Source organism: Burkholderia sp. AU15512, assembly GCF_002223325.1.
In the GTDB taxonomy this organism is placed as follows: domain Bacteria; phylum Pseudomonadota; class Gammaproteobacteria; order Burkholderiales; family Burkholderiaceae; genus Burkholderia.
Map to the genome: position 1 here is coordinate 996647 of NZ_NKEX01000006.1, position 21816 is coordinate 1018462.

21 protein-coding genes are annotated in these 21816 nt (G+C 67.2%); all 21 read left to right on the forward strand.

The window, feature by feature from the left end; all coding sequences use genetic code 11:
- Nucleotides 1-20 precede the first annotated feature (20 nt).
- Entirely contained in the window at nt 21-794 is a 774-nt protein-coding gene (locus CFB43_RS23810; RefSeq protein WP_089496824.1) for an SDR family NAD(P)-dependent oxidoreductase, read from the forward strand.
- 776 nt (nt 795-1570) lie between these two features.
- Nucleotides 1571-2254 carry a hypothetical protein gene (locus CFB43_RS23815; protein ID WP_089498118.1) on the forward strand — a complete coding sequence of 228 codons (684 nt, stop codon included), beginning with the start codon at nt 1571-1573 and terminating at the stop codon, nt 2252-2254.
- A 371-nt stretch (nt 2255-2625) separates the two neighbouring features.
- On the forward strand, nt 2626-2862 hold the full coding sequence (locus CFB43_RS23820) for a FitA-like ribbon-helix-helix domain-containing protein (protein ID WP_089496825.1): 237 nt from the start codon (nt 2626-2628) through the stop codon (nt 2860-2862).
- Nucleotides 2863-3640: 778 nt separating this feature from the next.
- Nucleotides 3641-4834: a hypothetical protein gene (locus CFB43_RS37945; protein WP_144023101.1), complete on the forward strand. Its 1194-nt coding sequence runs from the start codon at nt 3641-3643 to the stop codon at nt 4832-4834.
- Between the two features lie 481 nt (nt 4835-5315).
- On the forward strand, nt 5316-5717 hold the full coding sequence (locus CFB43_RS23830; protein ID WP_179254890.1) for a type II toxin-antitoxin system VapC family toxin: 402 nt from the start codon (nt 5316-5318) through the stop codon (nt 5715-5717).
- Between the two features lie 199 nt (nt 5718-5916).
- Nucleotides 5917-6813 carry a VOC family protein gene (locus tag CFB43_RS23835; RefSeq protein ID WP_089496828.1) on the forward strand — a complete coding sequence of 299 codons (897 nt, stop codon included), beginning with the start codon at nt 5917-5919 and terminating at the stop codon, nt 6811-6813.
- 9 nt (nt 6814-6822) lie between these two features.
- Nucleotides 6823-7716, forward strand: coding sequence for a CoA transferase subunit A (locus CFB43_RS23840; protein ID WP_089496829.1), 894 nt, complete (start codon nt 6823-6825; stop codon nt 7714-7716).
- Between the two features lie 10 nt (nt 7717-7726).
- A complete protein-coding gene (locus CFB43_RS23845) occupies nt 7727-8524 on the forward strand; it encodes a CoA-transferase subunit beta (protein WP_089496830.1) in 798 nt (265 codons plus the stop codon).
- Between the two features lie 8 nt (nt 8525-8532).
- Nucleotides 8533-9465, forward strand: coding sequence for an enoyl-CoA hydratase (locus tag CFB43_RS23850; protein ID WP_089462538.1), 933 nt, complete (start codon nt 8533-8535; stop codon nt 9463-9465).
- Nucleotides 9462-10550 carry an NAD(P)H-dependent flavin oxidoreductase gene (locus tag CFB43_RS23855; protein WP_089496831.1) on the forward strand — a complete coding sequence of 363 codons (1089 nt, stop codon included), beginning with the start codon at nt 9462-9464 and terminating at the stop codon, nt 10548-10550. The genes CFB43_RS23850 and CFB43_RS23855 overlap by 4 nt, the downstream gene beginning before the upstream one ends.
- Nucleotides 10551-10568: 18 nt before the next feature.
- Complete coding sequence (locus CFB43_RS23860) at nt 10569-11384, forward strand: enoyl-CoA hydratase family protein (protein ID WP_089496832.1); 816 nt, start codon at nt 10569-10571, stop codon at nt 11382-11384.
- On the forward strand, nt 11381-12550 hold the full coding sequence (locus tag CFB43_RS23865) for an acyl-CoA dehydrogenase family protein (protein WP_089496833.1): 1170 nt from the start codon (nt 11381-11383) through the stop codon (nt 12548-12550). The genes CFB43_RS23860 and CFB43_RS23865 overlap by 4 nt, the downstream gene beginning before the upstream one ends.
- A gap of 35 nt (nt 12551-12585) precedes the next feature.
- Nucleotides 12586-13653, forward strand: a complete 1068-nt coding sequence (locus tag CFB43_RS23870) for an acyl-CoA dehydrogenase family protein (RefSeq protein ID WP_089496834.1) — start codon at nt 12586-12588, stop codon at nt 13651-13653.
- Nucleotides 13653-14804 carry an acetyl-CoA C-acetyltransferase gene (locus CFB43_RS23875; protein ID WP_089496835.1) on the forward strand — a complete coding sequence of 384 codons (1152 nt, stop codon included), beginning with the start codon at nt 13653-13655 and terminating at the stop codon, nt 14802-14804. The genes CFB43_RS23870 and CFB43_RS23875 overlap by 1 nt, the downstream gene beginning before the upstream one ends.
- Before the next feature lie 33 nt (nt 14805-14837).
- Nucleotides 14838-15716, forward strand: a complete 879-nt coding sequence (locus CFB43_RS23880; RefSeq protein WP_089496836.1) for an SDR family oxidoreductase — start codon at nt 14838-14840, stop codon at nt 15714-15716.
- Nucleotides 15717-15719: 3 nt separating this feature from the next.
- Complete coding sequence (locus CFB43_RS23885; protein ID WP_089496837.1) at nt 15720-16958, forward strand: acyl-CoA dehydrogenase family protein; 1239 nt, start codon at nt 15720-15722, stop codon at nt 16956-16958.
- Complete coding sequence (locus CFB43_RS23890; protein ID WP_089496838.1) at nt 16955-18157, forward strand: acyl-CoA dehydrogenase family protein; 1203 nt, start codon at nt 16955-16957, stop codon at nt 18155-18157. The genes CFB43_RS23885 and CFB43_RS23890 overlap by 4 nt, the downstream gene beginning before the upstream one ends.
- Nucleotides 18154-18954: an SDR family oxidoreductase gene (locus CFB43_RS23895; RefSeq protein WP_089496839.1), complete on the forward strand. Its 801-nt coding sequence runs from the start codon at nt 18154-18156 to the stop codon at nt 18952-18954. Before CFB43_RS23890 ends, CFB43_RS23895 begins: the two co-directional genes overlap by 4 nt.
- Nucleotides 18954-19439 carry a MaoC family dehydratase gene (locus tag CFB43_RS23900; protein ID WP_089498119.1) on the forward strand — a complete coding sequence of 162 codons (486 nt, stop codon included), beginning with the start codon at nt 18954-18956 and terminating at the stop codon, nt 19437-19439. The genes CFB43_RS23895 and CFB43_RS23900 overlap by 1 nt, the downstream gene beginning before the upstream one ends.
- Nucleotides 19440-19456: 17 nt before the next feature.
- Nucleotides 19457-20662, forward strand: a complete 1206-nt coding sequence (locus CFB43_RS23905; RefSeq protein ID WP_089496840.1) for an acetyl-CoA C-acyltransferase — start codon at nt 19457-19459, stop codon at nt 20660-20662.
- A gap of 150 nt (nt 20663-20812) precedes the next feature.
- Nucleotides 20813-21784, forward strand: a complete 972-nt coding sequence (locus CFB43_RS23910) for a WD40/YVTN/BNR-like repeat-containing protein (protein ID WP_089496841.1) — start codon at nt 20813-20815, stop codon at nt 21782-21784.
- Nucleotides 21785-21816 lie beyond the last annotated feature (32 nt).

Consider the following 21816-nt stretch of genomic DNA (forward strand, 5'->3'; position numbering starts at 1 on the left):
CACACGAACGGGATGAACGCATGAACGACAACGGGTTTCCGCAGGGCGCGGTGCTGGTGTTCGGCGGCAGCGGTGGGATCGGGCAGGGTGTCGCGCTCGAGTTTGCGCGTGCCGGCGTGCCGGTCGCGGTGGGCTATCGGAGCAAGGCCGACGTGGCCGAGCGCGTCGCGCGCGAGATTCGCGGCGAAGGCGTTGCGGCCACCACGCACTGCGTGGACGTGACCGATCCCGCCCAGGTCGAGGCCGCGCTCGCGGCCGCGATCGGCGCGCATGGTCGCGTGCATACGGTCGTCTGGGCGGCGGGGCCGTTCGTGAACCAGCGTTACATCGGCGACATGACGCACGACGACTGGCGCCGCGCGATCGACGTCGAGACAGTCGGCTTCTTCGTGGCGGCGAAGGCTGCGTTGCCGCACTTCCGTGCGTCGGGCGGCGGATCGTTCGTGACGCTAGGCTCGGCCGGGCACTTGCGCTGGCCGGATCGCGACGGGTTGTCGGTCGCGCCGAAGGCGGCGAACGAGGCGCTGGTGAAAGGGCTGGCGCGCGAGGAAGGGCGTTACGACATTCGCGCGAATTCGATCCTGGTCGGCGTGATCGAGGCCGGGATGTTTCCGGTGCTGCTCGAACAGGGGCAATTCGACCAGGCGTGGATCGACGAGACGCAGAAGATGCTCGCGCTCAAGCGCTGGGGGAAGGCGCATGACGTCGGGCGGGCGGCGGTGTTCCTGGCGTCGGACCGGGCCAATTACATCACCGGGCAGCAGTTGAATGTGTCAGGAGGGTACGGGTTGTAACGCGGGCAAAAGACGCTGTCCGGGCGACTGCGCTCGAGTGTCGGTCGTCATCGGCGTCGACATTGCGCCTCGTTAGATTGTCGACGGCGCCAGCCGAAACATCGATCGCCTCCTGGCGTTCGTTTCGGCACGCCAATCACTCCGGTGCGTGATGCGGACAAGATGCATGCGCACGCATCGGTATTCACCCTGCATCGCCACGTGCGATCGCACGTCGGCCACGCGCTCGAGCAGCGCGAGGTCACATCCTTGCAACGTTTCGTCCACGCATTGCGCCGCATGCACGTGACGGCGACGACGACTCGCATGCGCTGAAGGCCGTCCCGCCTCGTTCAATACGCATTGCGGCATCGATGCCGACACATCGGATCGCGTGTGCCGGCTTCGTCTGCCGAATAACGATGCGTTCCTGAAACATTTCCTCCGATTACACGCCGCGCGACTGCCCGCGTTCGGCGATGACGCATGTCCCGCTTCGATTTGCGCCGCATGGCACGCGCTTTGCGATTGACCCGGTGCCGCCGGTGCAAACGAAACACGCAACCACGATGAACGCATCGGCGGCACGCAGCGACATCGAAACAAACGGGGAATCGGATCGGGGCGTGGGCGCCGCCTGGAGCGGCGTACATGCCGCGCATGTCGTATCGGCCATGCGCAAGGGGCAACGCGTTCCCGATCCGTCGAACAGCAAGCGTGCTTGCAAGGTGTCGTGCCGGGGTTCGCGTCACGCGTGGCGGCACAGGCCACGTGCGTTGGCGAGGCGTGCCCGGCACATGTCGGGGGAGGCGCCCGTGAAAACGACGGTGAAACGATGGGCAGCGGTCGCGGTGACGTGTGCCGCGAGCATGCATGTCCTCGCGCAGGAGATCTACCTGCAGGGCGGCACGCAGGGCGTCGGCATCGGCGCGGCCGTGAGCTTCAATTCGATGCTGGGTGCGCATGCGGACTTCAATGCGATCGATATTTCGCATGACTTCACGGTAGCCGGCAATCGCTATCAGGACGACCTGAAGCTGCGCCAGGGCGGCCTGTACGCGGACCTCTTTCCATGGCGCGGCAGCGGCTTCCGGGCGACCCTCGGCCTGCGCTTCAACGACGACGATCTCCGTGGCGTATCGGTGCCGACCAATGGCGCTTATGTGTTCGGCGGCAAGCGCTATCCGGCGATGCCGGGGATGTTCGCGGTGGCTGAAGCGCGCTACCCGACCGTGATGCCGTACTTCGGGATCGGCTACGGGCACCGGCCGTCGTCGAAGGGGCTGGGCTTCGTTGCCGACCTCGGCGTGGCGTACGGGATACCGAAATGTTCGTACACGCTGTCGCCGGAACTGGCGGCCGCGGCCGGGCCGGCGAAGAGCCAGATCCTGGCCTCGAGCGGGCTGGATTCGCTGCGGCAGGTGATGTCGCGCTATCGGTGGTACCCGGTGTTGCAGATCGGGATTTCGTATCGGTTCTGAGCGGGTGAGGCATCGTCGCGTGTGCCCGGGAGGGCAGTGGCGGCATTGCGGATACGGGCGGGGCGACGGGTGTTGGCAAGACGGCCGACCGACGACCGTTGGGGGTACAGCGAGCGGAGGCGATGAATGCTGCCGCCTCGCTGCAGTTTGTGTGCACCTTCTCAAGAGGGGGGGTAGCCAATCGGCCGTCTTTCTCCGCCGTTCCGATCCGGCTTACCTTGCAAACAGCAGTTCGACCCGTCGGGCGAGCGGCGCATGCCGAGAGGATGCATGCGCTCGTTGTGAATCACCATTCTCCTTCCGTCAGTGGCGATGATTGCAATTCGCAGTCGTGACGCTAACATTGACAGCAAACCCGGCTGGAGGAACTCATGGCAAATCTACTGGTGCGTAACGTGGATGACAGTATCGTTCAGAGCCTGCGGGAGCAGGCTGCGGCCAATGGCAGGAGTGCCGAGGCCGAACATCGGGCCATCCTGGCCGATACGCTCGGCCGGCCGAAGCGAAAGACGTTTGCGCAAGTGTTGATGAGCATGCCCGATGTTGGCGGCGACGCGGATTTTCAACGTGTTCAGGATTCCAGCGAGGCCAGGCGTGTATTTGATTGAAACGTTCGATCGGCCGGAAACCCCTGTCGCATAAGGGCGTGTTCGGAACTTGTTCAGAATTCGTTAAGCCCCCACCTTCACTCGAATCGGCTCAATCCCTCGCGCATCCGCTTAGGTTTCGGTGGGCGTGTCGGACATATGGCCGAGCAGCGCCTTCGTGTTGACATTCTCCTGCTCGTCATACAGCCGTTTCGAAAGACTCCGAATCTCGTGAAACGATGGAGCATTCCCATCCGGAATGCCAGCCTTCTTGCGAGCCCGCGCGAACGCCGCCGAGATGACTCCCAAGCCGACAGTCGCGCCTGGTACCACTCCGTTTTTCGTTCACGTGCAGTGAATCAGGTACTGATTGGTGACGCCCGTCGACGACGCCCCCAGCCTTTTGCCGCGTTACGCGTGCGTCTTGGCTTGACCGGCGCAATAGCCATTGCAATCGATCGCCTGAAGCTTCTCGCACCGGTAGCTACGGGTGATATTGAGCTTCGACGGGTCGCCGCGGTCAGGCGCCGCGACGGACACCCGCAATGCACCGCCAGGAAGAGGGGAAACGAAAAGAGCGGGCGCTATATAAGTCGCCCACAAGAAAAAGCCACGCGTCCGAGGAGGCGGAATTACGCGGCTTGGGGGGAAGGTGGTCGTGCTACGATTAATATCGAGACAGTCAGCGAGCCATTCCGAGGGCCAACATGGATCGCATCAGATTGTTGAGCACGTGCTGCGGTTCGGCATGTTGGAGTGATGTGAATCGAGAGTGCGAATTAAAAATGGAGAAATTTCGATGAATCTATCTTCCTTCGTGGTGCGCTTTAAATTATCTGCGCTGTTGGCTGCTGTCCTTGCCATTAATCCGTGCGTGACGTCTGCTGGCACCGCGCGTTTTGTTTCTTCGTTTTCAACGGTTACGGCATCGGATTTGCAAAATCTGCAGGGCACATATATGAGCGAGATGGACGGGAGTAATTCAGCCTACAACAAGCTGAATGGCGTCCACCTCACGCCTGAGCAATTCGTTTCGGTGCGTGGTAGAGACTCGATGTATCAAACCAAGGCAATCATCAGTGTCTGGTCGAGGTTGATCGGTAACGGGGGCGCTCCAGTAAGCGATTTGGATGGCGCAATCAACACTTTGGGCCAGCAAGTGATTGATGGTTATCGGGACAAGATTCTCGCACTCTATATTTATGACGAGCCAACGGTCGCTAACGTTTCGAAGAGCTCGCTTGAGTTGATAATTTCGAAATTGAATGCTAGGTTTCCCGGTATTCCAACATACGTCGTCTACAACAGCAATTGTTATGTCAGTCCGTCATGCTCCTCGTCACTCTCCATGTCCGAGCGGGACATCCCGAGCAATGTTGATTGGGTCGGTTTCGATGCTTATAACTGGAACAACGATCCGTCGTTCGTCTCAAACACGATTTCACCCTATCTGACGCAATTGCGATCGCACCTGGACCAACTAGGTATGAAGAAGGCCATCGTAATTGTTGCGCAAGGATTTCAACCGGGTTCATCGGCGCCGTCCTCAGCAAGTGATACCGCTCTGGCCCAGCAGATGAAGAGTTATTTTTCTCTTCTGGAATCTGCGAACGGTTGCACACAGTCATGCGGTCTCCAGAGAGTCATCGGGATCGATAGTTACTTCTGGGGAAGCGATGCCAATGCCTGGGGAAGTCATTGGCTTCCTGTTACACAGCGAGCACTATTTGATGTGGCTGGCCCAATTATCAATGCAAGTGTTTCGGGGAATAACTACTATATTCCCGAGCCGAATTTCAACGGTCAGTTTGCGATAATCATAAACGGGGTGCCCAAGTACTACTACAAATATGTGTCTAATTTGTATTATTGCAGCTATGCCAGCGAGCAAGAATATCTAAATGATAAATCTGCTCTCGGGCTGTCGAACGTGACCACGCCGATTTATCCAGCGACAGAATCTCTGTTCTATAACGGCGCTTGCCATCCATAATGGATCTCACGAGCATGCCGAACAATATCTGAAGCAGTGGCAACGCGCGGTGCGATACGGAGGCGGGCGCAATGCCCGCCATCATGTGATGGCGTCCGAGACACACCAAATGGCCTCGTCGTGTTGAGTCTGCTCAACGAGGTAGCGACTGCGTTCCTCTCACGATCCGGCCGACCTGTTCGAGTTTTGGGAGGAACAGGGAAACGTAAGCGGCGCGATTGTCAAGGTATCTTCCAAAAATCAAATGCTTATTTTCTTGTGATTCCCTGAAGCCCTGCGTGGGCGGGTTCAAGTTTCATCGACCTACGAAAGATAGCGAGATGAAGGCCACGTAGGAAAGACTGTTCAGAAAACATCGGTAAGTGCTTAATTCTTATGGCGGCAAGATGCACAGTCGGGCAGGTATTTTTTTGCCAAAATGTGCATCTGACCAATTGAAGTCGAAAGAAAAGACGTCAAACCGCCCGCATATTTGCTCGACATGTCCATCATCAGCGAAATCAGGAAGGGCAAGCGAACCAACCGGGGCGTGCGGGCGTTCTTCACGCAGGCCGCGGCGGACGCAAGCCCGCTTTACCTGTCCGTCGTGACGGTTGCTGAACTTCGCCGCGGCGTCGATCTGATCCGTCATCGCGGCGATCATCCTCAGGCGTCGGCGCTCGAGGCCTGGATGGCGACCATCCTGTCCGGCTATGCGCCGAACATCCTGCCGGTCGACATCGAGATCAGCCAGATGTGGGGGCATTTGCGCGTGCCCGATCCGACGCACGAACTCGACAAGCTGATCGCGGCCACCGCGCTGATCAACGATCTCACCGTGGTCACGCGCAACGTCGCGGATTTCGCCCGCACCGGCGTCCGGCTGCTGAACCCGTTCGACTGACCCGGGCTGCCGCGCCGCGGCGACCCGCACCTGCTCGCCGTCTCCTCCCGCATGCATGGCCCGTCCCACCGGGCTTCCGCGCGCACCTGCGCCGCGCCGATTCCCCGCCGCCTCTCGTCCCAACAGACGATGTAACACCACCCCCGACCGGCCAGAATCCTTTCACGAACAACGGATTCTGAACCTGGAGGAGGCCGACATGATCGATGTCCGTGCGCTTGGCTATGTCGTCGTCGAGGCGACCCGCGTCGACGCGTGGCGCCGCTATGCGGAAGACGTGCTGGGCATGCAGGCGCTCGACGCGCCCGACGGCGCGTTGTACCTGAAGATGGACGAGCGCGATTTCCGCTACGTGATCGTTCCCGGCTCGACCGACCGCTATTTCGCGTCGGGCTGGGAACTGCCCGACGGCGCCGCGTTCGATGCCGCGCTGGCGGCACTGCAGCGGGCGGGCGTCGAGCCGGTGCGCGCGACCCGCGACGAAGCCGCGCTGCGCCGCGTGCAGGCGATGGCGTGGTGCACCGACCCGTCCGGCAATCGCCACGAGCTGTACTGGGGCGCGCGCTGCGACTTCCGCCGCTTCGTGTCGCCGCTGGGCGTCTCGCACTTCGTCACCGGCGACATGGGGCTCGGCCACGCGGTGCTGCCCGCGCCGCAGTTCGACGCGACCGACGCGTTCGTGCGCGGCGTGCTCGGCTTCGAGCTGTCCGACATCTTTCGGGTGAAGTTCACGCCCGATCCGGCCGAACCCGAGAAGCGCATCCACTTCATGCACTGCCGCAACGCGCGCCATCACAGCCTCGCGCTGTTCGAGATGGCCGTGCCGTCGGGCTGCGTGCACGTGATGGCGGAAGTCGGCTCGATGGACGAAGTCGGCCGCGCGCTCGATCGCGTGGCGACGCACGACGTGAAGCTGTCCGCGACGCTGGGCCGCCACTGCAACGATCAGATGATCTCTTTCTACATGAAGACCCCCGGCGGCTTCGATCTCGAATACGGCTTCGGCGGCCTCACGGTCGACTGGTCGAAGCACGCGGTGTTCGAGGCCACGAAGGTGAGCCAGTGGGGCCACGATTTCAGCATCGGATACCGGTAAGCCAGCACGATGACGATGAAACCTCTCGACAAGACGATGTCCGCGCGCGACGTGGTCGCGCAACTCGCCGACGGCATGACGATCGGCATCGGCGGATGGGGGCCGCGGCGCAAGCCGATGGCGCTGGTGCGCGAAATCGCGCGCTCGAACCTGAAGGACCTGACGATCGTCGCGTACGGCGGCGCCGATGTCGGCCTGCTGTGCGCGGCGGACAAGGTGCGCAAGGTGGTGTTCGGCTTCGTGTCGCTCGACGTGATTCCGCTCGAACCGCATTTCCGCCGGGCCCGCGAGCACGGCCGCGTCGACGTGCTCGAACTCGACGAAGGGATGCTGCAGCTCGGCCTGCGCGCGGCCGCCGCGCGCCTGCCGTTCCTGCCGACCCGCGCCGGGCTCGGCACCGCGCTGCTCGATCACGCGCCGCAACTGCGTACCGTGCAATCGCCATATGACGACGGCGAGACGCTGCTCGCGATGCCCGCGATCGACCTCGACGTCGCGCTGCTGCACGTGAACGCGGCCGACCGGATGGGCAACACGCGCATCGATGGCCCCGATCCGTTCTTCGATGCGTGGATGGCCCGTGCCGCGCAGCATTGCTACGTGTCGGCGGAAACGGTCGACGCGTCGCTCGCGAGCGAGGACCTCGATGCCGCCAAACGCAATCCGTTCGAGCGCTCGCTCGTCACCGGCGTCGTGCCTGCGCCGGGCGGCGCGCACCCGACGTCGTGCGGGCCGGCCTACGGCTGGGACCTGCCGCACCTGCGCGCGTACTGCGCGAGTGCGGAAGACGACGCGAAAACGACGGCGTACCTGCGCGACGTGGTCGGCCAGGACGAACGCCAGTACCTCGAAGGCGTCGGCGGCCTGTCGCACGTGACGACGCTGCCGTTGCCGATTCTGTAAAGGAGCGCCTGTGAGCGAATCTCTCGACCATTCCCTCGCGGAACTGATGATCGTCGCGTCCGCGCGACTCTGGCGCGACGACGGCGAAGTGCTGGCGACCGGCATCGGCACGGGCCCGCGGCTCGCGGCCGGTCTCGCGCGGCTCGCGTACAACAACGGGCTGATGCTGACGGACGGCGAAGCGTATCTCGTCGAGGAGCCGGTGCCGCTTGGGCCCCGCGCCGACGGCTATCGCGTGAAGGCGAGCGGCTGGATGACCTACGAGCGCGTGTTCGACTGCCTGTGGCACGGCCGCCGCCACGCACTCGTGATGCCGACGCAGATCGACCGCTTCGGCCAGGCCAACATCTCGTGGCTCGGCAGCGACTACGCGCGCCCGAAAACCCAACTGCTCGGCGCGCGCGGCTTCCCCGGCAACACGACGAACCACGCGAACTCGTTCTTCGTCAGCGGCCACGGCAAGCGCACGTTCGTCGAACGCGAAGTCGACATGGTGTGCACGGTCGGCTACAACCCGGCGCGCCGGCTGCCCGGGATGAAGACCTTCGTCGACCTGCGCAGCATCGTCACCGACCTGTGCGTGATGGATTTCGGCGGGCCGGACCATGCGATCCGCGTGCGTTCGCTGCATCCGGGCGTGAGCTTCGACGAAGTGCAGGACGCGACGGGCTTCCCGCTGATCGCCGCACCCGACCTCGGCACGACGGCCCCGCCGACCGCGGAAGACCTGCGCATCGTGCGGGCGCTCGATCCGCACAACCTGCGCGCGACGATCGTGCGCAACGATCCGGCGCCGCGCCGGGGATGAGGCACGACATGGAAGCGACCCAGGTGACCTTCGGCGACGGTGTCGTCGACTACGCGGTGGAGGACGGCATCGCGACGATCACGATGAACCGCCCCGAGTATCACAACGCGCAGAACTCGAAGATGACGTATGCGCTCGACGCGGCGTTCCGGCGCGCGGCGCACGACGACGCGGTGAAGGCGATCGTGCTCGCGGGCGCCGGCAAGCATTTCTCGGCGGGCCACGACATCGGCACGCCGGGCCGCGACATCCACGAGTCGTTCGATCGCGCATCGCTGTGGTACGACCACGTCGACAAGGAAGGCGGCGAATTCCTCTATGCGCGCGAGCAGGAGGTGTACCTCGGGATGTGCCGGCGCTGGCGCGACCTGCCGAAGCCGACGATCGCGATGGTGCAGGGCGCATGCATCGCGGGCGGGCTGATGCTCGCGTGGGTGTGCGACCTGATCGTCGCGTCCGAGGATGCGTTCTTCGCCGATCCGGTCGTGCGGATGGGGATTCCGGGCGTCGAGTATTTCGCGCATGCGTACGAGCTGAACCCGCGCATCGCGAAGGAGTTCCTGTTCCTCGGCGAGCGGATGCCGGCCGAGCGCGCGTACCAGATGGGGATGGTCAACCGCGTGGTGCCGCGCGAGCGGCTGCGCGACGCGACCTACGCGATCGCCGCGAAGATCGCGACGATGCCGCGCCTCGGCCTCACGCTGACCAAGCAGGCGCTGAACCACGTCGAGGAACTGCAGGGCAAGCGCGCGGCGATGGATGCGGCGTTCGCGTGGCATCACTTCGCGCATGCGCACAACGAACTGGTGAGCGGCGACCGTCTCGGCGGCTACGACGCGCGCAGCATGGCCAGCTCGCAGCGCCAGCCGAACGGCGCGGACCGCGGCGACACACAGGCTCAGGCGCAGGCACCGGTTGCCGTCAACGGAGCCGCCGCATGAGCACGACGCTGCATACGCCCTTGTGCGACCTGCTCGGCTGCCGTTACCCGATCGTGCAGACCGCGATGGGCTGGGTGGCCGATGCCCGGCTCGTCGCGGCCACCGGCAACGCGGGCGGCTTCGGCTTCCTGGCCGGCGCGACGCTCGAACCCGAGCAGGTCGAGGCCGAGATCCTGAAGGTGAAGTCGCTGACGGACCAGCCGTTCGGCATCAACTTCCACATGTTCCAGAAGAACGCGCAGCAGGTCGTCGAGCTGGCGATCAAGCACCGCTTGCGCGCGGTGAGCTACGGCCGGGGGCCCGATGCGAAGACGATCCGCCGCTTCAAGGAGGCCGGCATCGTCTGCATGCCGACCGTCGGCGCACCGAAGCACGCGGCGAAAGCGGTCGAACTCGGCGCGGACATCGTGACGGTGCAGGGCGCGGAAGGCGGCGGCCACACCGGCTCGGTGCCCACCACGCTGCTGTTGCCGAAGGTGCTCGACGCGGTGCGCGTGCCGGTGGTCGCGGCCGGCGGGTTCTTCGACGGGCGCGGGCTGGCTGCCGCGCTCGCGTACGGCGCGGCCGGCATCGCGATGGGCACGCGCTTCCTGATGAGCGCCGAATCGCCGGTGCCGCGCGAGACGCTCGAACGCTACGTCGCGGTCGGCGACCCGGCGCGCATCCGCGTATCGGACGCGCTCGACGGGCTGCCGCAACGGATGATCGACAACCCGTATCTGCTGAAGCTCGAACGCTTCGGCCCGTTGCGACGCACGTGGTTCGCATTGAAGACCGCCGAAGCGTGGCGGCGCCAGAACGGGTTGAGCACGGGCGACATGCTCGGCCTCGCGATCAAGGCGCTGCGTTCGCACGACTACACGGCCAGCCAGACGCTGATGGCGGCGAACGCGCCGTTCCTGATCCAGCGCGCGATCGTCGAGGGCCGCCCGGATGAAGGCGTGCTGCCGAGCGGTCAGGCGGCCGCGATGATCGGCGCGATCGAATCGTGCGACGCGCTGATCGCGCGGATCGTCGCGGAAGCGGGCGAGCGGCTCGATGCGCTGGCCGCGCTGCGCGGCGCACCGGCGACGCAGGTCGCGTGAAAACATAACAGGGAGGCTATGGAGATGACAGCATCCAACCAACCGGCCGGCGCAATGCCGTTCCGGATCGATCGCGCCGACGGCATCGCCGAACTGGTGATCGCCCATCCGCCCGTGAACGCGCTCGACGCACAGGGCTGGCACGCGCTCTCTCGCGCGCTCGACGCGCTCGGCGAGGACGACGACGTGCGCGTGATCGTCGTGCGCGGCGAAGGGCGCGGTTTCTGCGCGGGCGTCGACATCAAGGAGCTGGCCGCGCATCCGGAGCGGATCGTGGCGGTCAACGCGGGCAACTACGAGACGTTCCGCGCGGTGCACCGCAACCCGAAGCCGGTGATCGCGGCCGTGCACGGCTTCGTGCTCGGCGGCGGGATCGGCATCTGCGGCGCGGCGGACATCGTCGTCGCGGCCGACTGCGCGCGCTTCGGCGTGCCAGAGATCGACCGTGGCGCGATGGGCGGCGGCGCGCATTTGCAGCGTCTGTTCGGCGTGCAGAAGGTGCGCGCGATGTATTTCACCGGCGACATGATCGACGCGGCCGAAGCGTACCGGCTCGGCGCGGTCGAGCAGGTCGTGACGCGCGACACGCTGCGCGACGCGGCGCTCGCGATCGCCCGCAAGATCGAGGCGAAGAGCCCGGCGATGGTGCGGCTCGCGAAGGAGGCGCTGAACGGCGTCGAGGACGGCGATCTCGAGGACAAGTACCGCTGGGAGCAGGGCTTCACGCTGCAGGCGTACATGACGAACGACTCGACGGAAGCGCGGGCCGCGTTCGTCGAGAAGCGCGACGCGCGTTTCGATGCGCAGGCAACCGCCGAGGAGGCACGCGCATGAACCTGACCTATACGCCGCAGCAACAGGCGTTTCGCGCGGAGATCCGCGCATGGCTCGCGGCGCACGTGCCGCGCGAGCGCTTGCCGAGCTTCGACACCGAGGCAGGCTTCGCCGCGCACCGCGAATGGGAGCGCACGCTGCATTCCGGCCGCTGGAGCATGGTCACGTGGCCGCGCGAGCTCGGCGGGCGCGGCTGCGACCTGATCGAGTGGCTGATCTTCGAAGAAGAGTACTGGCGTGCCGACGCGCCGATGCGCGTGAACCAGAACGGCATCTTCCTGCTCGGCCCGACGCTGATGGATTTCGGCACGGCGGAGCAGAAGGCGCGCTTCCTGCCGGCGATGGCGGCCGGCGAGCACGTGTGGGCGCAGGGCTGGTCGGAGCCGAACGCGGGCTCGGACATGGCCGCGATCCGAACGACGGCCGCCCGCATCGGCGACGAATACGTGCTGAACGGCCAGAAGATCTGGTCGACGCGCGCGGTGTGGGCCGACTGGTTGTTCGGCCTGTTCCGCAGCGATCCCGAATCGTCGCGCCACCACGGGCTCACGTTCCTGATGGTGCCGCTGTCCGCGCCGGGCATCACGGTGCGGCCGATCCGCCAACTGAACGGGCAGACCGGCTTCGCGGAAATCTTCTTCGACGACGTACGTGTGCCAGTCGAGAACCGGCTCGCGGCCGAAGGCGCGGGCTGGCAGGTCGCGATGGCGACGGCCGGGTTCGAGCGCGGGCTGATGCTGCGTTCGCCGGCACGCTTCCAGCGCACCGCGCAGGCGCTGCGCGACCTGTATCTCGCACACCGCGACAGCGCCGACCGCGATCCGACGCTGCGCGAACGCGTGGTGCAGGCATGGATGGATGCGCAGGCGTATGCGCTGTCGACCTACGCGACCGCGAGCCGGCTGCTGAAGGGCGGCCATATCGGCGCGGAGTCGAGTACCAACAAGGTGTTCTGGTCGGAACTCGACCTGCGCATGCACCAGACCGCGCTCGATATCCTCGGCGCGCACGGCGAGGTCGTCCCGCAGACGGCCGCGCAGCACGCGACGCTCGGCCACTGGCTCGACGGCTTCCTGTTCGCGCAGGCCGGCACGATCTACGCGGGCACCAACGAGATCCAGCGCAACATCGTCGCCGAACGGATGCTCGGCATGCCGCGCGCGTAAGCGCGCCGGCGCCACTCTTACAGAACGGACATCGTATGGATTTCGTATTCGATGAAGACCAGGAAGCGCTCGCGGACAGCGTGAAGCGCCTGCTGATGACCGAGATGACGCCCGAGCTGATCCGCGAGCTGTGGGCCACGCCGACCGGGCGCTCGGACGACCTATGGGCGCTGTTCGCGTCGCAGGGGCTGACCGCCGTGTCGGTGCCCGACGCGCACGGCGGCCTCGGCCTGACCGAAGCGGAATGGGCGCTGCTCGCGCAGGCCTACGGCTATTTCGGCAGCCCCGAGCCGCTGCTCGACACGGCGCTCGTGTCGGCCGGCGTGCTCGCGCGGCTGCCGGCGAGCGACTGGCGCGACGCGCTGCTGCGCGACATCGCCGAAGGGCGCGCGCGCGTCGCGCTCGTGCATCCGGTGAACCCGTATGCGGCCGACGTGCATGTCGCGCAGACGCTGCTGTGCGAGCACCGCGGCGAGCTGCACTGCGTCGACCCGGCGCAGTGCGCGTGGCGCGCGGTGGACAGCGTCGACCCGTCGCGGCGGCTGTTCACGCTCGACTGGGAACCGTCGGCGGCCACCCGCATCGCGAGCGCCGACGAAGCCGGGCCGCTGCTGAACCGCGCGCTCGACCACGGCGCGTTCGCGGTCGCCGCGCAACTGCTCGGCCTCACGCAGCGCGTGCTCGACGTCGCGATCGACTACAGCGCGCAGCGCAAGCAGTTCGGCAAGGCGATCGGCTCGTACCAGGCGCTCAAGCACCTGCTCGCCGATGTCGCGATCCGCTACGAGTTCGCACGGCCGGTGGTGGCGCGCGCCGCACAGGCGATCGCCGACGACCACCCGCAACGTGCGGTGTTCGTGTCGCACGCGAAGCTCGCGGCGACGTCGGCCGCGCAGCTCGCCGCACGCCACTCGATGCAGGTGCACGGCGCGATCGGCTACACGTGGGAGCTCGACCTGCAGATCTTCATGAAACGCATCTGGGCGCTGTCCGGCAGTTGGGGCGACAGCGCGTTCCACAAGGCCCGCGTGGCCGACGCGATCCTCGGCGACGCGTTGCCGATCGGCCCCGCGCAGACCTTCGACCTCGAGGAATTGAACTGATGAGACAAGCCTATATCGTCGACGCGCTGCGCACGCCGACCGGCCGCCGCAAGGGCGGGCTCGCGCACGTGCATGCGGCGGACCTCGGCGGCTTCGTGCTGAAGACGCTGGTCGAGCGCAACGCGATTCCCGCCGATGAATACGACGACGTGGTGTTCGGCTGCGTCGACACGATCGGCCCGCTCGCGGGCAACATCGCGCGCACCTGCTGGCTCGCAGCGGGGCTGCCGCTGCAGGTGCCGGGCGTGACGGTCGATCGCCAGTGCGGCTCGTCGCAGCAGGCGGTGCACTTCGCCGCGCAGGCGGTGATGAGCGGCGTGCAGGATGTGGTGGTGGCCGGCGGCGTGCAGACCATGACGCAGATCCCGATCTCGTCCGCGATGACCTGCGCGGCGCCACTCGGCTTCAACGACCCGTTCTCGGGCAGCACCGGCTGGCGCGCGCGCTTCGGCGACGCGCCGGTGTCGCAGTTCGTCGCCGCGCAGCGGATCGCCGATCACTGGAACCTGTCGCGCGACGCGATGGAGCGCTATGCGCTCGAAAGCCACCGCCGTGCGGTCGCGGCGATCGAGGCCGGGCATTTCAAGCGGGAAATCGTGCCGCTCGAAGGCGTGATGCACGACGAAACACCGCGCCCCGATACGTCGCTGGAAAAGATGGCGACACTCGAACCGCTGACGCCGGGCGGCTCGCTGACGGCCGCCGTCGCGAGCCAGACGTGCGACGCGGCCGCCGCGCTGCTGATCGTGTCGGAGGATGCGCTGAAGCGCTACGGCCTCACGCCGCGCGCACGCATCCATCACCTGAGCGTGCTCGGCGACGATCCGCTGTGGATGCTCACCGCGCCGATTCCCGCGACGAAGGCTGCGCTGAAGAAGAGCGGCCTCGACTGGTCTCGGATCGACGTCGTCGAGATGAACGAGGCGTTCGCATCGGTCGCGCAGGCCTGGCTCGCGGACACGCGTTTCCCGCACGAAAAGACCAACCCGAACGGCGGCGGCATCGCGCTCGGCCATCCGCTCGGCGCGACCGGCGCACGGCTGATGACGACGCTGCTGCACGAGCTGGAGCGCACGGGCGGCCGTTACGGGCTGCAGACGATGTGCGAAGGCGGCGGCCTCGCGAACGTCACGATCATCGAGCGCCTGTGAGCGCGTCACCTTCACGATCCACGAGGCACCAGCATGGGAATCTGTAACGGACGCACCGTCATCATCACCGGCGCGGGCGGCGGGCTCGGGCGCGAATACGCGCTGGCGTTCGCGGCCGAAGGCGCGGCGGTCGTCGTCAACGACATCCGGCACGACGCCGCGCAAGCGGTCGTCGACGAGATTGCACAGCGCGGCGGTCGCGCGCTTGCCAATGCGGACGACATCACGCGGGTCGACACCGCGCAGCGGATCGTCGACGCGGCACGCGAAGCATTCGGCGACGTGCACGTGCTCGTCAACAACGCGGGCATCTGCCGCGACAAGATGTTCACGAGCATGACCGAGACCGACTGGGACGACGTGATGCGCGTGCACCTGCGCGGCCACTTCTGCCTGTCGAGCGTGCTGGCGCGCGTGTGGCGCGATGCGGCGAAGGCCGGCAACCCGGTCGACGCGCGGATCGTCAACACGAGTTCGGGCGCCGGGTTGCAAGGCTCGATCGGCCAGTCGAATTACGGCGCGGCAAAGGCTGGCATCGCCGCGCTCACACTGATGCAGGCAGTCGAACTGAAGCGTTACGGCGTGCGCGTGAACGCGCTGGCGCCGGCCGCCCGCACGTCGATGACCGAGGGCGTGTTCGCCGACATGATGAAGAAGCCCGAGGACGGCGGCTTCGACTATTTCGATCCGGCCAACGTCGCGCCGCTGGTCGTGTGGCTCGGCAGCGCGCTGTCGGCCGACGTGACGGGCCAGGTGTTCGAGGTCGCGGGCGGGATGATCGCGGTCGCGGAAGGCTGGCGCACCGGCCCGAGCGTCGATCGCGGCGCGCGCTGGGCGGCGGCCGAGGTCGGCACGGCGGTGGCACAGCTGCTCGCCGCCGCGCGCCCCGCGCAGCGCGTGTACGGGAGCTGAGAAATGGATCTGGCGCTCACCGACGAACAGGCGATGATCCGCGACGCGGCGGCCGACGTGCTCGCCGAACGCAGCGCGTCCGCCGACGTGCGCCGCGCGCTCGAGCAGTCGGCCGGCCGCGACGATGCGTTGTGGGCCGCGCTGTCCGCCGAACTCGGCTGGAATGCGCTCGCATTGCCCGAGGCGGCCGGCGGGCTGGGGCTTGGTGTGGTCGAGCAGACCGTACTGATGGAACAGCTCGGCCGGCGCGTGGCGTGCGTGCCGTATTTTTCGACGGCGTGCCTCGCGGCGACCGCGCTCGCGGGCTGTGCCGAGACGCCGCTGGCGAAAGACTGGCTTGCCAGGATCGCAGAAGGCGCGTGCAGCGCGACGCTCGCGCTGCCGTTCGACCTGCCGACCGTTTCGCGGTCGTTGCCGGTCGTCGCGGAAGAAACGGCGGGCGGCTACGCGCTGTCCGGCACGCTCGAACAGGTGCTCGACGGCGCGCGCGCCGACCTGCTGCTGGTGCCCGCGCGGATCGCGAACGAAGGGCGGTCGATCGGCCTGTTCGCAATCGACGTCGCTACGGCATCCGGGCTCAAAGTCACGCCGCTCGACACGCTCGACGCGACACGGCCGATCGCGTGCGTGGCGCTCGACGAAGCCTGCGTGAGCCGAGCAGCGCTGCTTGCTGGCGGCAAAGCGGTTGCACAGGTGCTGGAGCGCACCGCGTGGTTCGCGGCACTCGCGCTCGCCGCCGAACAGCTCGGCGGCGCCCAGCAATGCCTCGACCTGACGCTCGACTACACGAGCCAGCGCGTGCAGTTCGGCCGCGCGATTGCGTCGTTCCAGGCGGTCAAGCACCGCTGCGCACAGATGATGGTGCTGATCGAATCGGCGCGATCGGCCGTGCTCGGGGCTGCACATGCGTGGGATGCCGAAACCGGCAGCACGCAGCCGAGCGACGCATTGCGTGCCGACATCGCCGCCGCGAAATCCGCCGCGAACGACGCGTATGCGTTCTGCGCACAGGAAGCGATCCAGCTGCACGGCGGCGTCGGCTTTACGTGGGAATACGACCCGCATCTCTATTTCAAGCGCGCGCAGGCATCGGGTGCGCAGTTCGGCAGCACGCCGCAACTGCTCGAATGGATCGCGACCCATGCGATCGACGGCGGCGCATCGCCTCGCGACGCAGCGTTCGCCCCCGCCGCCGCGATGGCATCGCGCCCATCGGCCGCACGCGCAGGAGCCCTGCAATGAACAGCGAAACGCGCGAACAGCAATTGCGGCACGAAGTGGCCGACTGGGTGCAATCGCACCTGACCGGTGACTTCGCATGCCTGAAATACCGCGGCGGCCCCGGCGACGAGGAAGCGTGGCCCGAGCTGCGCAAGGCGTGGGAACAGGAACTGGCGAAGGGCGGCTGGACCGGGCTCGGCTGGCCGACGGATGCCGGCGGGCGCGGCTTCTCGGTTGCCGAACAGGTGATCTTCCACGAGGAATACGCACGCGCGGGCGGCCCCGGGCGGATGGGGCACATCGGCGAAGGGCTGCTCGGGCCGACGCTCGTTGCATGCGGTACCGACGACCAGCGCGCGCGCTTCCTGCCCGACATCCTCGCTGGCACACAGTTCTGGTGCCAGGGCTATTCGGAGCCTGGCGCGGGTTCCGACCTGGCCAACGTACGCACGCGTGCCGAACAGGATGCGGACGGCACGTGGCGAGTCTATGGCCAGAAAGTCTGGACGTCACTCGCACACGATTCCGACTGGATCTTCGTGCTGGCGCGCACCGACCCCGCATCGAAGGGCAACAAAGGGCTGTCGTTCCTGCTGATGCCGCTCGACCAGCCGGGCATCGAGATCCGGCCGATCAAGCAGCTCAACGGCGGCGCGGAATTCAACGAAGTGTTCTTCGACGGCGCGCGCGCTCAAGCCCGCGACCTCGTCGGCGCACCCGGCGACGGCTGGCGGATCGCGATGACGCTGCTCGGCTTCGAGCGCGGGATGTCGACGCTCGGCCAGCAGATGCAGTTCGTCCGCGAACTCGAATGGGTGATCGACGCCGCGCGCGAATCGGGCGCGGACCGCGACCCGGTGCTGCGCCAGCGGATCGGCCGCGCGTGGGCCGGGCTGCGCGTGATGCGCTACAACGCGCTGCGGATGCTGTCCGGCGCGGACGACACCGATGCCGGCGCCGGCGCGCCGCTGCGCCGCGAGGCGCTGATCTACAAGTATTTCTGGTCGAACTGGCACCGCGACCTCGGCCAGCTCGCGATGGATGCCCTCGGCCCGCGCGCGAACCTGATCGATCCGGCCGACGAAAAGCTCACCCATCTGCAGCGCGTGTTCCTGTTCTCCCGTGCGGACACGATCTACGCCGGCACCAACGAAATCCAGCTCAACATCATGGCCGAGCGCGGGCTCGGCATGCCCAGGGAAGCCAGAGGAACAGCATGACCGAACCCCAGATCCAGAAAGCGCCGGCCTACGTGCCGGGCCACCAGCTGCTCGCCGGCAAATCGGTGCTGATCACGGCGGCCGCCGGCGCCGGCATCGGCTTCGCGGCCGCGCGCCGCTGCGCGGAAGAAGGCTGCCGCGCGCTGTTCATTTCCGACATCCACGAAAAGCGCCTCGAACAGGCGGTCAAGACATTGCGCGCCGAAACGGGGCTGCAACAGGTCTACGGCCGCCTGTGCAACGTCGCGGTGGAGGCCGACGTGCAGGCCCTCGTCGCAGAGGCGCAGGACAAGCTCGACGGCGTCGACGTGCTGATCAACAACGCCGGGCTCGGCGGCTCGACCCGCATCGTCGATATGGACGATGCCGAATGGTCGCGCGTGATCGACATTAGCCTGACCGGGACGTTCCGGATGACGCGCGCGATGCTGCCGCACATGCAGGCCCGAGGCCGCGGCGCGATCGTCAACAACGCATCGGTGCTTGGCTGGCGCGCGCAGGCGGAACAGGCGCACTACGCGGCGGCGAAGGCGGGCGTGATGGCGCTCACGCGCTGCGCGGCGCTCGAGGCGTCGCCGTACGGCGTGCGCATCAACGCGGTCGCGCCGAGCATCGCGATGCACGATTTTCTGAAGAAGTCGGCCCCGGCCGATTTGTTGAATCAACTGGCGTCGCGCGAAGCCTTCAGGCGCGCCGCGGAAGTCTGGGAGGTCGCGAACGTGATGGTGTTTCTTGCAAGCGATTACGCGTCGTACATGACCGGCGAAGTGCTGTCGGTCAGCAGCCAGCACGCATGATGAGCGCGACCCTCGACCCCGTGCGCGCGGCGCCCCGCGTGTTCGCGCATCCCGGCGAACTCGCGGCGGCCGTCGGCGACATGCTCGGCGCGAGCGCATGGCTCGCGATCGACCAGCCCCGCATTGACGGTTTCGCGGACGCGACGGGCGACCACCAGTGGGTGCACGTCGACCCGGTGCGCGCGAAGAACGGCCCGTTCGGCGCGTGCATCGCGCACGGGTACCTGACGTTGTCGCTCGTCAATCACTTCCTGCCGCAGATCGTGCGGATCGACGGCGCGCGGCTCGGCGTCAACTACGGCTGCGACAGGATCCGTTTCCCGGCGCCGGTGAAGGTCGGTGCGCGCGTGCGCGCCGTCGGCGAGCTGCTGCGCGTCGAGCCGCTCGACGGCGGCGTGCAGGCCTGGATTCGCGTGACCGTCGAGATCGAAGGCGAAGCGAAGCCCGGCTGCGTGGCCGACACGATCAGCCGTTACTACTTCTAGATTCAGAGAGCAGAGACATGGAAGACGCAGTCATCGTTTCCGTCGCACGCACGCCGATCGGCAAGGCGTTTCGCGGCATGTTCAACGACACCGAGGCACCCGAGCTGGGCGGCCACGTCGTGCGCACGGCACTCGAACGCGCGGGTGTCGCGCCAGCCGACGTCGACGACGTGCTGATCGGTTGCGCCGCGCAGCAGGGCACGCAGGGCTACAACATCGGTCGCCTGTCGGCCGCGGCGGCGGGGCTGCCGGCGTCGGTGCCCGGCATGGCGATCGACCGCATGTGCTCGTCGGGCCTGATGTCGATCGCGAGTGCCGCGCGCAGCATCGGCGCGGGCGATGCGCGGATCGTCGTCGCGGGCGGCGTCGAGTCGATCTCGCTCACGCAGAACAAGCACAAGAACGCGTATCGCGCGCGCTCGAAGGCCGTGCTCGACCACCAGCCCGCCGCGTACATGGCGATGATGGAAACGGCCGAGATCGTGTCGCGCCGCTACGGGATCTCGCGTGCCGCGCAGGATGAATTCGCGCTGCAGAGCCACCAGCGCACGGCTGAAGCCCAGGCGGCCGGCCGCTTCGACGCGGAAATCGCACCGCTCGACGTGCGGCGCGCGCTGTTCGACAAGGAAGGCAACCCGGCCGGCTTCGAGGACGTAAACGCCGCGCGCGACGAAGGCGTGCGCGCCGACACGACGGCCGAGCGGCTCGCGGGGCTGAAGCCGTCATGGAGCGGCGGCAAGGTCGTCGAGCAGGGCGAATTCGTGACGGCCGGCAATGCGTCGCAACTGTCGGACGGCGCGGCCGCCGTGGTCGTGATGTCGCGCAGCGAGGCGGTGCGCCGTGGCCTGACGCCGCTCGGTGCGTTCCGCGGCCTCGCGGTGGCCGGCTGCAAGCCCGACGAGATGGGCATCGGCCCGGTGTTCGCGATTCCGAAGCTGCTGGCGCGCTTCGGGATGACCGTCGGCGACATCGGGCTGTGGGAGCTGAACGAGGCGTTCGCGTGCCAGGCGCTGTACTGCCGCGACACGCTCGGCATTCCCGACGACCGGCTGAACGTCGATGGCGGCGCGATCGCGCTCGGCCATCCGTTCGGGATGTCGGGTACGCGGATGACGATGCACGCGCTGCTCGAAGGCGCGCGGCGCGGCGTGCGGCACGCGGTGGTGACGATGTGCATCGGCGGCGGGATGGGTGCCGCCGCGCTGTTCGAAGTCGGCGCGTAGCGGCGCGCGGACGGGCCGCGCGGTACGAGCGGCCCGCCATTCAGGACCATTCGAGGCCGCGGCAACGACCGACGGCCCGGAGACATGCAGGCGACGGCGGTGGGCGCGATGGCGCGAACCGTCGTCGCACGCAGACACAGGAGACAAGCGATGAAACGAACTTTGCCCGGACTCGCGATGTCGGCGCTGGTGCTCGGCGCCGCGCTGTTCGCGTTTTCGCCGCGCCCGCTGCCGGCGTTCCCGGTCACCGCGATCCACGCGGACCGGCTGCAGATCAACGGGCTCGCCCGGGCCGGCGCGCGCATCGTCGCGGTCGGCGAACGCGGTGTGATCCTGCTGAGCGACGACGCGGGCGCCCACTGGCGGCCGGCATCGGTGACGCGCGATCAGGGCTCGACGCTCACGCAGGTGCGCTTCATCACGCCGACGCTCGGCATCGCGGTCGGCCACGACGGCCGGATCGTGCGCAGCGACGACGCCGGCCTGCACTGGCGCGACGTGCACATGGACCACGCGCATTCCGATCCGCTGCTGTCCGTGTGGGGCACGGCCGGCGGCCCGCTGTTCGCGGCCGGCAGCTTCGGCCAGCTGTTGCGCTCGGACGACGCGGGCGTCACCTGGCAGACCGTAAAGACACCGGCTGGCGACCGTCACCTGAACGCGATCGTCGGCGACGGCCACGGCAACCTGCTGATCGCGGGCGAGAGCGGCACGCTGCTGCGCTCGACCGACAACGGCGCGACGTGGGACAAGCTGCCGTCGCCGTATGCCGGTTCGCTGTTCGGCGCGCTGATGCTCGCGAACGGCGACTGGGTCGCATACGGAATGCGCGGCAACGTGGTGCGCAGCACCGATCGCGGCGCGACCTGGACGCATGTCGACAGCCACGTGCCGGCGTCGTACTTCGGCGCAACGCAGCTCGCCGACGGCGAACTCGTGCTGGTGGGCCAGGGCGGCGCGATCGTCGCGTCGCGCGACGGCGGGCTGACCTTCGACGTGCGCAAGCTCGGCGGCGTGCAGAGCCTCGCGGCCGTGCTCGACATGGGCCACGGCGCGCTGCTGCTCGGCGGCGAGGCCGGCGTCGCTCCGCTCGCCGGCGCGGCCGCGTCAACGCCGTCCTGACGCGCGGCGGTCCCGCTGCCTGCTCCCGTTCG

What these genes read in the sequence shown, in the direction of transcription:
- CFB43_RS23875 (WP_089496835.1), top strand. Translation starts at nt 13,653, where the DNA reads ATGAGACAAGCCTATATCGTCGACGCGCTGCGCACGCCGACCGGCCGC.
- CFB43_RS37945 (WP_144023101.1), top strand. Translation starts at nt 3,641, where the DNA reads ATGAATCTATCTTCCTTCGTGGTGCGCTTTAAATTATCTGCGCTGTTG.
- CFB43_RS23820 (WP_089496825.1), top strand. Translation starts at nt 2,626, where the DNA reads ATGGCAAATCTACTGGTGCGTAACGTGGATGACAGTATCGTTCAGAGC.
- CFB43_RS23910 (WP_089496841.1), top strand. Translation starts at nt 20,813, where the DNA reads ATGAAACGAACTTTGCCCGGACTCGCGATGTCGGCGCTGGTGCTCGGC.
- CFB43_RS23885 (WP_089496837.1), top strand. Translation starts at nt 15,720, where the DNA reads ATGGATCTGGCGCTCACCGACGAACAGGCGATGATCCGCGACGCGGCG.
- CFB43_RS23835 (WP_089496828.1), top strand. Translation starts at nt 5,917, where the DNA reads ATGATCGATGTCCGTGCGCTTGGCTATGTCGTCGTCGAGGCGACCCGC.
- CFB43_RS23905 (WP_089496840.1), top strand. Translation starts at nt 19,457, where the DNA reads ATGGAAGACGCAGTCATCGTTTCCGTCGCACGCACGCCGATCGGCAAG.
- CFB43_RS23860 (WP_089496832.1), top strand. Translation starts at nt 10,569, where the DNA reads ATGGAGATGACAGCATCCAACCAACCGGCCGGCGCAATGCCGTTCCGG.
- CFB43_RS23855 (WP_089496831.1), top strand. Translation starts at nt 9,462, where the DNA reads ATGAGCACGACGCTGCATACGCCCTTGTGCGACCTGCTCGGCTGCCGT.
- CFB43_RS23895 (WP_089496839.1), top strand. Translation starts at nt 18,154, where the DNA reads ATGACCGAACCCCAGATCCAGAAAGCGCCGGCCTACGTGCCGGGCCAC.
- CFB43_RS23830 (WP_179254890.1), top strand. Translation starts at nt 5,316, where the DNA reads ATGTCCATCATCAGCGAAATCAGGAAGGGCAAGCGAACCAACCGGGGC.
- CFB43_RS23865 (WP_089496833.1), top strand. Translation starts at nt 11,381, where the DNA reads ATGAACCTGACCTATACGCCGCAGCAACAGGCGTTTCGCGCGGAGATC.
- CFB43_RS23900 (WP_089498119.1), top strand. Translation starts at nt 18,954, where the DNA reads ATGAGCGCGACCCTCGACCCCGTGCGCGCGGCGCCCCGCGTGTTCGCG.
- CFB43_RS23880 (WP_089496836.1), top strand. Translation starts at nt 14,838, where the DNA reads ATGGGAATCTGTAACGGACGCACCGTCATCATCACCGGCGCGGGCGGC.
- CFB43_RS23810 (WP_089496824.1), top strand. Translation starts at nt 21, where the DNA reads ATGAACGACAACGGGTTTCCGCAGGGCGCGGTGCTGGTGTTCGGCGGC.
- CFB43_RS23840 (WP_089496829.1), top strand. Translation starts at nt 6,823, where the DNA reads ATGACGATGAAACCTCTCGACAAGACGATGTCCGCGCGCGACGTGGTC.
- CFB43_RS23870 (WP_089496834.1), top strand. Translation starts at nt 12,586, where the DNA reads ATGGATTTCGTATTCGATGAAGACCAGGAAGCGCTCGCGGACAGCGTG.
- CFB43_RS23890 (WP_089496838.1), top strand. Translation starts at nt 16,955, where the DNA reads ATGAACAGCGAAACGCGCGAACAGCAATTGCGGCACGAAGTGGCCGAC.
- CFB43_RS23815 (WP_089498118.1), top strand. Translation starts at nt 1,571, where the DNA reads ATGTCGGGGGAGGCGCCCGTGAAAACGACGGTGAAACGATGGGCAGCG.
- CFB43_RS23850 (WP_089462538.1), top strand. Translation starts at nt 8,533, where the DNA reads ATGGAAGCGACCCAGGTGACCTTCGGCGACGGTGTCGTCGACTACGCG.